Genomic DNA, 9,916 nt, shown 5'->3' on the forward strand with positions numbered 1-9,916 from the left:
GTTTGTGTATGATTACGTTGTGTTGGCAAGGACTAAGTTAACAAAAAGAAACCAAACCAGAGGAAAATTCCACAGGAATTTTCCGAGTACACACGAATCGAACAATGAATTATACACGGTGTTGTACCCAGTTTTTTATTCAGATAATTTTTGTTTTCTTTCCGTAATTCGTTTTTCAAATTTTGGATTTGATCCAATTCCGCTTATAAATTCAGATTCAAAGCTTCCAATCGTTATAAACTCAAAGTTTACAAAAAAGTAGTGTTTTAATCCGTTTTGCATTAAAATCTGTTTTCTATTATTTTTAGGTAATCTGTCAATTTCGAGTGTATCCGAAATCGGTTTATTGAATTGATATATTCTTAATTGTTTTGTGTTAAGTTCGAGTATTTTTTTCAATCCGTTCAAATCTGTTTGAATATCCATTTCCATTTGTCGAACAGACATGTTTTTGAATTCGGTTCCGCTTTGAGTTTTTAAATCCGTTTTCCACCATTCAATGATTTCATTTGGCACAAACTTGTGAATGAAAATGGTATTCAGTTCTTTGTCAAAAAGTTCCCAAATTTCCTCGTTAGAATTAATATGAAATGTTAGTTCGTTCATTTTCTCAAATTGGGTACAACGAGTTTGTGTATGATTACGTTGTGTTGGCAAGGACTAAGTTAGCAAAAAGAAACCAAACCAGAGGAAAATTCCGCAGGAATTTTCCGAGTACACACGAACCAAACAATGAATTATACACGTTGTTGTACAACGTTTTTTAATGTGATAATATTAAATAGCCTCTTTCTATAATTGTGTTTTCTTCATTGAACTCTACTATATAAATACCTTTTCGTGGCTTATAATCTATTCTTGGATCAACATTTTTGTCGATAATTATATATTTAATGGGTAGTCTATTATTTACTTTTTTGGCGAAAGTCAATCGTATTTCACAATCTGTTTTATCAACCTGATTTTTATTTAGTTCAATTGGGTATTTGGAAAATAAATGAATAGAATCGTAAACTTTAATTTGTTCAGTTTTATCTAAATTGTCGAAGTCGTTTATATCATTCAATAATTCAGTTTTCCTAAGTAACCAGATAGGAAAGTCATTTAGAGTTATTGGTTCAACAAACTCACTGTGAGAGAAATTAAGTTTTTCGCAGCTTGTCAAATCAGGGAAATAACTCTTAAGCTTGTTTTTAAAAGTTGTGTCTTTTGATATATACTTGTATGATTTTTCAAATTCATTTTCTTTTTTATGTTCCAAAACGTTTTGTTTAGTTCCACAAGAATATAAGATTAGAACTTCTAGTAATATTGCTATGTATTTTGTTTTCTTCAAATGTTGTACAACGAGTTTGTGTATGATTACGTTGTGTTGGCAAGGACTAGGTTAGCAAAAAGAAAACAAACCAGAGGAGAATTCCGCAGGAATTTTTCGAGTACACACAAACCGAACAATGAATTATACACGGTGTTACCAGCTGCTATTTCATTGTTTTCCTCCATTTGTCAACTACTTTTTTCCAACTAGCTTGAAGGCCTCTTTTTTGTCTTAATTGATAAAAATCATTGTTTCCTATATCCATAGCAATCCAAAGAAATTTTTCATCCGTTTCACTTTGTGATTCATAGTTGTTTTTTTTGAGGTCTTCCAGAATTTTTGAATAATTAGGTTTAGACAGTTTTATCGCTTTTTCAATTTTTTCAAAATCTAGATTTCCTTTATTAAATGATTCGAAAATACGTGATACTTTCTTTTCGTTCCAGTTTGATTTCGGGAAATTAAATTTTAAAAAAGATAATAGAGTTTCAAGATTAAAATCTTGTTCTAAATTAAATACTTTAGATTTTGAAATTGTTTTTTGTAATTCAATCCTGTAACCATCAATTCCATTTCTTAATTCATCAAATTGCTCATCAGCTTCTTCAAACTTTGCACTTAATCTAAATAATTTTCTTTGAAATTTATCTGGAACTTGAGCATCACTTTTGTAATTTAATTTATGTTCAATTTCTGCCCAAGCGTGCATTAATATAGTTCTAACTTGTATTTCCGCTTTTAGCTTTTCGAGACCTCTATAATTTGGTGCAGCATTCCATTCTTCATTAATTTGTATTATAAAATGTTGAGAACGATATGCAAATTCTTTCAATCCAAGTAATTCAGATTTATTTTCTTGTTCAAGAATTTTAAATTCTTTCGAGATTATAGTATTTATTTTTTCAACATCGGATGCGTAAAAACAAATCACTCGAATACCACAAATATCTTCAATATCTTCGAAAGGGTTTTTGTATCCTTTTCGGTCGATTTTCTCGTAAAAAGAATCGAACTTTTTTACACGATGATAAATATCTAAATATCCAATACCATTATCAGTTAAAAAAGTATTCAGAGCTTCTACTATGTTTTTACCAAGACGATTATAACTAGTTTTACATTTATTATATTCTTCAAGAGCTTTATTTTTTTCCATTCTATTAGTTTGTGTCTAGTTGCTGGTAACGTGATTGTGTATGATTTGTGCGAATGAAAACGGCAAGTTTTCAGATGAAACAAATCATTTTGTTAAAGGTAGTCTTTTTTCTATGAAAATAAAAAGAGAGCATTAATTATACACGTTGTTACCTACTGTAGTGCAAGACGAACCATTGATAAATCACAGACCAAAGCAGATTGTCCAATTAGCAACCGAAAGAGAATGCTAGCCAAGACTTAGCAGAGAAACCCAAGAAACCGTTGCATTAGATTAGAGGAAACAAACACAGTAGCATTTAGGTTGCCCAAAGCGATAATCACGAACACCTTTTTTGGAATAAGAACAAATCCGAACGCTAGCGAGCATTTGGCAGATAAATCAATTTTCAGTTAGATGTAATATTTATTTTGTTTGATAAAATTCTATATAAATTGAACTCCTCATTTTTCATAGGAAGATTCATTTAAGCCACAGCAAATATAGAAAAGCCACAGAAGCGTTAAGTTCTCCAAAAAAGGAAATAGGGAAGAAGTTGAAAAGAAACTTCGAACGATAAAAGTTAGTAACTCAAGTATGAAATAAAGTAATCATCACGAAAATTGCACTATTGTTGGTAACGGTCTCGTATAACCGTCAGTTACGGGATTAAAGTTATTGTTTTTCGGTTAAGCACTGACGTTAGCAATTCAGAGTGGATTCGGACGTAGTCGAATCCGCCGTAATTGCGGTTATACATTGTTGTACACAGTACTTTATTCATTTATCACTTCTTTCCATTTGTCAGATTCCGCAAACTCTTTTACAATTCGGTTTCTTTCAATTAGTAATTCAGTCATATATTTTTTCAGGAACAGCTTGTCCGCTAACTTTCCTAAAATTCCAAAAGGCGATTTATAATCAAAAAAGTCAGTCATCAAAGTTCCGCCATTCGATTCCGCAAAGTGATGTTCGTGTTTAAATTTCGCAAACGCTCCTTTTACCATTTCGTCTGCAAAGTAATTCGGTCTGTCATATTCCGTTATTTTGGAAGTCAGTTTTTGATAAATTCCAAAGTGTTTTGCTCGCCAAGTCACGCTTTCATTCATTCCGATTAATCCGCTTGTTTTTCCAGCTATTGCTTCTTCGTTAGTTTGTTCAGTCGATATTTTGTGCAAATCGATACTTCTCGACAAGTCAAACACGATATTTCTGTCGGCTTTTATTTCAGTTTGAAGTTCGATTCTCGGCATTTTTGGGGTATTGTGTACAACGGTTTTGGCTATGGTTTCGTTATGGAATGGTACGCGAGTATCATTCCGCCGTAACCATAAATTTAGCAAAAAGGCTCGAAATTCCGATGAGGAATTTCAGCCGTAATGAACTATAGCCGTTGTTGTGAGCAGTATTTTATTCACAATATTTTGTCAGTTTGATGCTTTTCAAAGCTTTAAAAAATTCCACTTGAGTTGAGTCGGACAAATTGTTTCCATAAAAACTCAATCGCGTTTTATTCGAATTCGGTCCACCACCTTTCAGACTGTCAATATAAATTCCGCTCGCTCCAAAACCTTTGTTTCTTGGCTTTATAAATTTAGCTTCGAAACAATCAATACTGTCTATTTCGAATACGTACTTTAAATAATCTTTTGCTTGAAAATCAGCTGATGTATAGTCCGCAACAACCAAGTGTTTAGTTCCCTTTAGTTTTTCTTTTTGTTCGGTTGTAAATTCAGCGTATTCAGATTCCTCAAATACAAGTAATTCTGGATTTTTAGTCAAATCAGGCGAATACCAACCCAAATCAAAAATCAAAGTGTCATTTTTGTCCGTTATCAATCCACTAACGTAACTGTCTATTCCATTTATTTCATATTCCGACCAACTTTTTGGGACGGTTATTTCAAACGCTACGTAATCAATCGTTTTATTATCAGACTTATCACACGATAAAATCAGAAGCAAAATTAGTATCGATAGCGTTTTTCTCATATTGCTCACAACGTGATTGTGTATGATTTGTGCGAATGAAAACGGCAAGTTTTCAGATGAAACAAATCATTTTGTTAAAGGTAGTCTTTTTTCTATGAAAATAAAAAGAGAGCATTAATTATACACGTTGTTAGCATACGTTTTAATCCATATGGATCAATTTCCAATCTTCTTCTAGTTCCTTTCTAAGAACAACATTTGTTTCCAAGTATTTTTTTTCACCTTTTACAATAATTGTCAAATCAGCACTTCCAGTTGTTCCGTATTTGTCTTTATGATGACTCATACTACCTTTTGGTAAATAGGAAAAAGAGTTTATTTCACCAACTTCGGCTATAAGATTAGAATCATTTCTTAGAATTTCTTTTGCTGAGTCATAAGCGTTAGAATTTGGAATAATAACTATAAAAATCGCTTTGATAAAAATTACTAGACATAAAAATCCAAAAACAATGTATATACCAACTCTATTCAATTTGTTTTTTCGACGAGCATTGATATCGTCAAAAAGAAACTTTGCAATTGTAATTAACAAAAGTCCAAATCCTATAGATTTACTTTCCCAAAAAAAATATATATCAAATAATCTAACGAAATATCCAAATAGTATTAAGAATATAGATAAAAAAGATAAAATACTCAATTGCTTTTTTGAGTTTTTAATTAATTCAGAATAGTGCTTTTTAAGTGTAGGTTTTTCAATTTTATTTATTTTTTCAATAGTCATGTTCTGTCCATTTTTGACAATTAATTTTCTTCCTTTGGTTAACCAAAGAATAGGCCCAATAAAAGCTATCATCGAAATAAAAATCCACGTAATTTTTGATTCTTTGAAATCATTACTCAAGATTTGAATAATAGCTATGAATGTAGTAATTAATGAACCTAAGCCAATTATGAATATTAAAAAGAAAAGTATTATTTGCATTGATTATATTTAAGATTTGAGGTTTGCCCAAATGTATGCTAACGTGTTTGTGTATGATTGCGTTGCGTGTTTCAGCAACTAATTTAATAAAAAATTACTGGCTTTAATTCAGCGCAAGGATTTTCCGAAAGGAAAATCAGAAGCAATGAATTATACACGTTGTTGTGTGTAGTTATTTTTACTCAATAAGAATTTTATCGATACATAACATTAATATAATAATTGAGATAATTGACCACGTGTATTTTGTTGGTTGATATTTTTCTCTAAATGATTTATTCAAAAGAGTTATGCCAAAAATCAAGAATACAAGTGCGATTAAACTAAATATAATTATTTCTGAATTAGTCATTTCTTCGTCCAAATTTTCGTTATTAAACGATTTCAATAAAAGAATAGCTATTACTATACCATTTGTGAAAGATATTATAACACTACCAATCCAGCCAATTCTTTTTCTAAATAACAAAAGTGTTCCAGAAACAATTCCCAAAATTGGAACAATGAATGGATAGTGATAGTTTTTGATAACTTTTAATATTGATATTTCTTCGCCTGCAGAATTTATTAATTTTAATATTTGATTGAAACCAATAATTGAATAATAGAGGAATAAACAACTCAAAGAAATAAGAGAAACACCGATTATTTTTTCTGTAATTTTAATCTTAAAACTCATTTTTTAATTACACACAACGTGTTTGTGTATGATTTGTGCGAATGAAAACGGCAAGTTTTCAGATGAAACAAATCATTTTGTTAAAGGTAGTCTTTTTTCTATGAAAATAAAAAGAGAGCATTAATTATACACGTTGTTACCTACTGTAGTGCAAGACTAACCATTGTTAAATCACAGATCAAAGCAGATTGTCCAATAAGCAACCGAAAGAGAATGCTAGCCAAGACTTAGCTGAGAAACCCAAGAAACCGTTGCATTAGATTAGAGGAAACAAACACAGTAGCATTTAGGTTGCCCAAAGTGATAATCACGAACACCTTTTTTGGAATAAGAACAAATCCGAACGCTAGCGAGTATTTGGCAGATAAATCAATTTTCAGTTAGATGTAATATTTATTTTGTTTGATAAAATTCTATATAAATTGAACTATTCATTTTTCATAGGAAGATTCATTTAAGACACAGCAAAAAGAGAAAAGCCACAGAAGCGTTAAGTTCTCCAAAAAAGGAAATAGGGAAGAAGTAGAAATGAAACTTCGAACGATAAAAGTTAGTAACTCAAGTATGAAATAAAGTAATCATCACGAAAAATGCACTATTGTTGGTAACGGTTTCGTATAACCGTCAGTTACGGGCAAGTTAGTTAATATTTTTCGGATTAAGAACTAACATTAGCAATTCCGAGTGGATTCGGACGTAGTCGAATCCGCCGTAATTGCGGTTATACATTGTTGTACAACGTACTTTATTTTTCATTATCGATGAGCCAAGGTTGTTCATATTCCGCTGTTTTAATCAATTCCTTTTTTAGTTTTTCTCGGTTTAATTCCAATTCCAAATATTCTGCTCTTTCGTAGAGTAGGTTATAAGCTGATTGATTAAGTCCGTATTTTTTTAATGTGTAAAAGTCAGATTCCGCTTTTTGAGAATTCAGATTTTGGTTATCAAACTCAATTTTCAATAAGTCAACTAAAGTGTCATTTACAAACTGATTTTGATAATTCAGTCGTTTTTTGTCAGATTTCATTGAGTTAAATTCTCGGATAATTTCATAAACAATTGAGTCATTTTGTTCCGCTTTTCTCCGATTCCAAAATTCAGCGTAATATTTTGTTTGTATTTCTGGTTTGCTGTAAGTCAATTCCAAACTGTCCATTAAATTCTCGAAATTCCGTTTTATATAAATTCCTTGAATTAAAAATTCATTTTCACTTTTAAAAATCAGGTGTTCGAGTTTGTCGTAACCAAATTTTTTAAATGATTCGTGAACAATTTTTAGATTTTCAGGTTTTCTAATCCACGAATTTTTTGTCCAATCTCCATTTCTCAAATCGAAAAATGAAGTTTGGTTTTCCGCATAAAATTCCAATTCAGATTTCTTATCGTTTTTACAAGACAGAAATAAGAAAATCAGAAGTGAAATTGTTAGCAGTTTGTTCATTTCGGGTATGTTGTACAACGTGTTTGTGTATGGCTTGTTGCGTTGGCTGGAACTAAGTTAGTAAAAAGAAAACAGACTAGAGGAAAATCCGTAGGATTTTCCGAGTAATCACAAACAGAGCAATTAGTTATACACGTTGTTCTACGCAGTTTTTTATTTCTTTATATTCGTTTGCTTTTATTACTCTTGTTTTTATTTTCAGTCGTTTATAAGTTTCTTCAGCTTTGTATTTGCACCTATCATCATTGGTCACGAAAAAATCGCAATGTGCTCCATAAAAAGTATGAAGTGAGTCATCAAACATATTGTTGAAATTTCCATCTGACTTGTAACCTTTTAAATCGTATTTATAAAATGTTTCTATCAATTTTGAGTAGTTACTGTTTTCGCTTGTTTTCGATTTTGGTCCATATAAATCTGAAAGTTCAAAAATGTCCAAGTGTTTAGGTAAATCCTTGAAGTTTTCTTTTATAGATTTCAACATTTCCTTATTGTTTTTGAGCTTATTCATACTCTTTATTAGATAAGCCTTAAGCATTTTATATAAGCTGTAATCAGTTTTTAATCTACTTTGAAAGTTAAATATGTCCTCAAATAAAGCGTAATAGTTGTTTTCAATTTTTGATTTCGGATACATTATTCCGAACATTGGGTCTTGATATCCTAATTTCCATTCTTTAGGTAGAGGAACTAATTTAAAGTGCAAGTAAAAATTCGGCATATCAGTAAATAAGTCATCGAATGAACTCACTTCGAATTCCCATTCCGTTTGTTTTTCGTTAAAAAACTCTCTTATATCTCTAAAATGCCAAGTCGTTCCCTTTCTTCCCCAATACTGGCAAATACAAAGATTATTGGTTAGTTTTTCAATATTGTCTAAATGTCCATCTATATAATTCGGATTCTTTTGAAATCCACGAAATAAGTCATTCAGATGTGCATTTGAATAAGGGACAGTAATTTTATTCTCAAGTACCAAATTCTCCAATTCCGTATATATTTCATTTTCAGATTCAGGAAGATTTTCTTTCTTCTCGATTCTGTCAAAAATGTTTAAGTCAAAATATACGTGCATAGGTTTGGTCAAATTGCGTAGAACGTGATTGTGTATGATTTGTGCGAATGAAAACGGCAAGTTTTCAGATGAAACAAATCATTTTGTTAAAGGTAGTCTTTTTTCTATGAAAATAAAAAGCGAGCATTAATTATACACGTTGTTGTGTAACGTTTTTTAATATTCCTTCGTTAATTATTTCAGTCTTTTCATAAAACGAGTTATAACTTTCTGCTATCCATTTTTCGTTTTTATATATGTAGGAAGAATAGGCGTAATTTAATTCTCTATTTATCTTTTTCCCTCTTTTATTAAATAGCCAACCTATTTCAAAAATCAAATTATCGCCTTCATTTGGTTTGTAATCAAAATCAAAACAATTGTATTCATTTAATTCGTTCAAAATATAATTTTCTGTCAAATCTTGAGTGAGGTTTTTTGAAGGCATAATCATCAAGCCATCCATTCCGCTCCATTCTTTTCCAATATACTTGCTTAATTTCCAACGTATAACTTTGAGAAATTCTTTTTTATCCAACTGACGAATTTCATCAGAATATAATTGCTGTATTTTTTCAACATTTATATCTGTACAAGTGCATAATTCCAATTTGTTCGTTCGATTACACATAGTTTTCTTAAATGTTACACAACGTGATTGTGTATGATTTGTGCGAATGAAAACGGCAAGTTTTCAGATGAAACAAATCATTTTGTTAAAGGTAGTCTTTTTTCTATGAAAATAAAAAGTGAGCATTAATTATACACGTTGTTACCTACTGTAGTGCAAGACGAACCATTGATAAATCACAGACCAAAGCAGATTGTCCAATTAGCAACCGAAAGAGAATGCTAGCCAAGACTTAGCAGAGAAACCCAAGAAACCGTTGCATTAGATTAGAGGAAACAAACACAGTAGCATTTAGGTTGCCCAAAGCGATAATCACGAACACCTTTTTTGGAATAAGAACAAATCCGAACGCTAGCGAGCATTTGGCAGATAAATCAATTTTCAGTTAGATGTAATATTTATTTTGTTTGATAAAATTCTATATAAATTGAACTCCTCATTTTTCATAGGAAGATTCATTTAAGCCACAGCAAATATAAAAAAGCCACAGAAGCGTTAAGTTCTCCAAAAAAGGAAATAGGGAAGAAGTTGAAAAGAAACTTCGAACGATAAAAGTTAGTAACTCAAGTATGAAATAAAGTAATCATCACGAAAATTGCACTATTGTTGGTAACGAGTTTGTGTATGATTTCGTTGTGTTGGCTAGGACTAAGTTAGTAAAAATAAAACGAACCAGAGGAAAATTCCGCAGGAATTTTCCGAGTACACTCAAATTGAACAATGAATTATACACAGTGT

General features: G+C 30.9%; 10 protein-coding genes. All 10 read right to left on the reverse strand.

Going from position 1 to position 9,916, the window contains the following annotated elements; genetic code table 11:
• Positions 1–135: 135 nt before the first annotated feature.
• Positions 136–606, reverse strand: a complete 471-nt coding sequence (locus tag ACP15M_RS14270) for a hypothetical protein (protein ID WP_425077838.1) — start codon at positions 604–606, stop codon at positions 136–138.
• 157 nt (positions 607–763) lie between these two features.
• A complete protein-coding gene (locus tag ACP15M_RS14275) occupies positions 764–1,261 on the reverse strand; it encodes a hypothetical protein (protein ID WP_425077876.1) in 498 nt (165 codons plus the stop codon).
• 220 nt (positions 1,262–1,481) lie between these two features.
• Entirely contained in the window at positions 1,482–2,474 is a 993-nt protein-coding gene (locus ACP15M_RS14280) for a GTP pyrophosphokinase (protein WP_425077877.1), read from the reverse strand.
• Between the two features lie 755 nt (positions 2,475–3,229).
• Complete coding sequence (locus ACP15M_RS14285) at positions 3,230–3,706, reverse strand: SRPBCC family protein (protein ID WP_425077878.1); 477 nt, start codon at positions 3,704–3,706, stop codon at positions 3,230–3,232.
• A 157-nt stretch (positions 3,707–3,863) separates the two neighbouring features.
• Positions 3,864–4,445: a hypothetical protein gene (locus ACP15M_RS14290; protein WP_425077879.1), complete on the reverse strand. Its 582-nt coding sequence runs from the start codon at positions 4,443–4,445 to the stop codon at positions 3,864–3,866.
• Between the two features lie 142 nt (positions 4,446–4,587).
• Positions 4,588–5,373: a hypothetical protein gene (locus ACP15M_RS14295; protein WP_425077880.1), complete on the reverse strand. Its 786-nt coding sequence runs from the start codon at positions 5,371–5,373 to the stop codon at positions 4,588–4,590.
• Between the two features lie 178 nt (positions 5,374–5,551).
• Positions 5,552–6,052: a hypothetical protein gene (locus ACP15M_RS14300; protein WP_425077881.1), complete on the reverse strand. Its 501-nt coding sequence runs from the start codon at positions 6,050–6,052 to the stop codon at positions 5,552–5,554.
• Positions 6,053–6,797: 745 nt separating this feature from the next.
• On the reverse strand, positions 6,798–7,382 hold the full coding sequence (locus ACP15M_RS14305; RefSeq protein ID WP_425077882.1) for a hypothetical protein: 585 nt from the start codon (positions 7,380–7,382) through the stop codon (positions 6,798–6,800).
• A gap of 238 nt (positions 7,383–7,620) precedes the next feature.
• On the reverse strand, positions 7,621–8,568 hold the full coding sequence (locus tag ACP15M_RS14310) for a hypothetical protein (RefSeq protein WP_425077883.1): 948 nt from the start codon (positions 8,566–8,568) through the stop codon (positions 7,621–7,623).
• 130 nt (positions 8,569–8,698) lie between these two features.
• Positions 8,699–9,157: a hypothetical protein gene (locus ACP15M_RS14315; RefSeq protein ID WP_425077884.1), complete on the reverse strand. Its 459-nt coding sequence runs from the start codon at positions 9,155–9,157 to the stop codon at positions 8,699–8,701.
• Between the last annotated feature and the right edge of the window lie 759 nt (positions 9,158–9,916).

Origin of the sequence: Psychroserpens sp. S379A, from assembly GCF_049800755.1 — a bacterium.
Lineage (GTDB): Bacteria > Bacteroidota > Bacteroidia > Flavobacteriales > Flavobacteriaceae > Psychroserpens.

Bases quoted from the DNA above. Each gene is read 5' to 3' on its own strand.
- ACP15M_RS14270 (WP_425077838.1), bottom strand. From the start codon at position 606: ATGAACGAACTAACATTTCATATTAATTCTAACGAGGAAATTTGGGAA.
- ACP15M_RS14280 (WP_425077877.1), bottom strand. From the start codon at position 2,474: ATGGAAAAAAATAAAGCTCTTGAAGAATATAATAAATGTAAAACTAGT.
- ACP15M_RS14285 (WP_425077878.1), bottom strand. From the start codon at position 3,706: ATGCCGAGAATCGAACTTCAAACTGAAATAAAAGCCGACAGAAATATC.
- ACP15M_RS14290 (WP_425077879.1), bottom strand. From the start codon at position 4,445: ATGAGAAAAACGCTATCGATACTAATTTTGCTTCTGATTTTATCGTGT.
- ACP15M_RS14295 (WP_425077880.1), bottom strand. From the start codon at position 5,373: ATGCAAATAATACTTTTCTTTTTAATATTCATAATTGGCTTAGGTTCA.
- ACP15M_RS14300 (WP_425077881.1), bottom strand. From the start codon at position 6,052: ATGAGTTTTAAGATTAAAATTACAGAAAAAATAATCGGTGTTTCTCTT.
- ACP15M_RS14310 (WP_425077883.1), bottom strand. From the start codon at position 8,568: ATGCACGTATATTTTGACTTAAACATTTTTGACAGAATCGAGAAGAAA.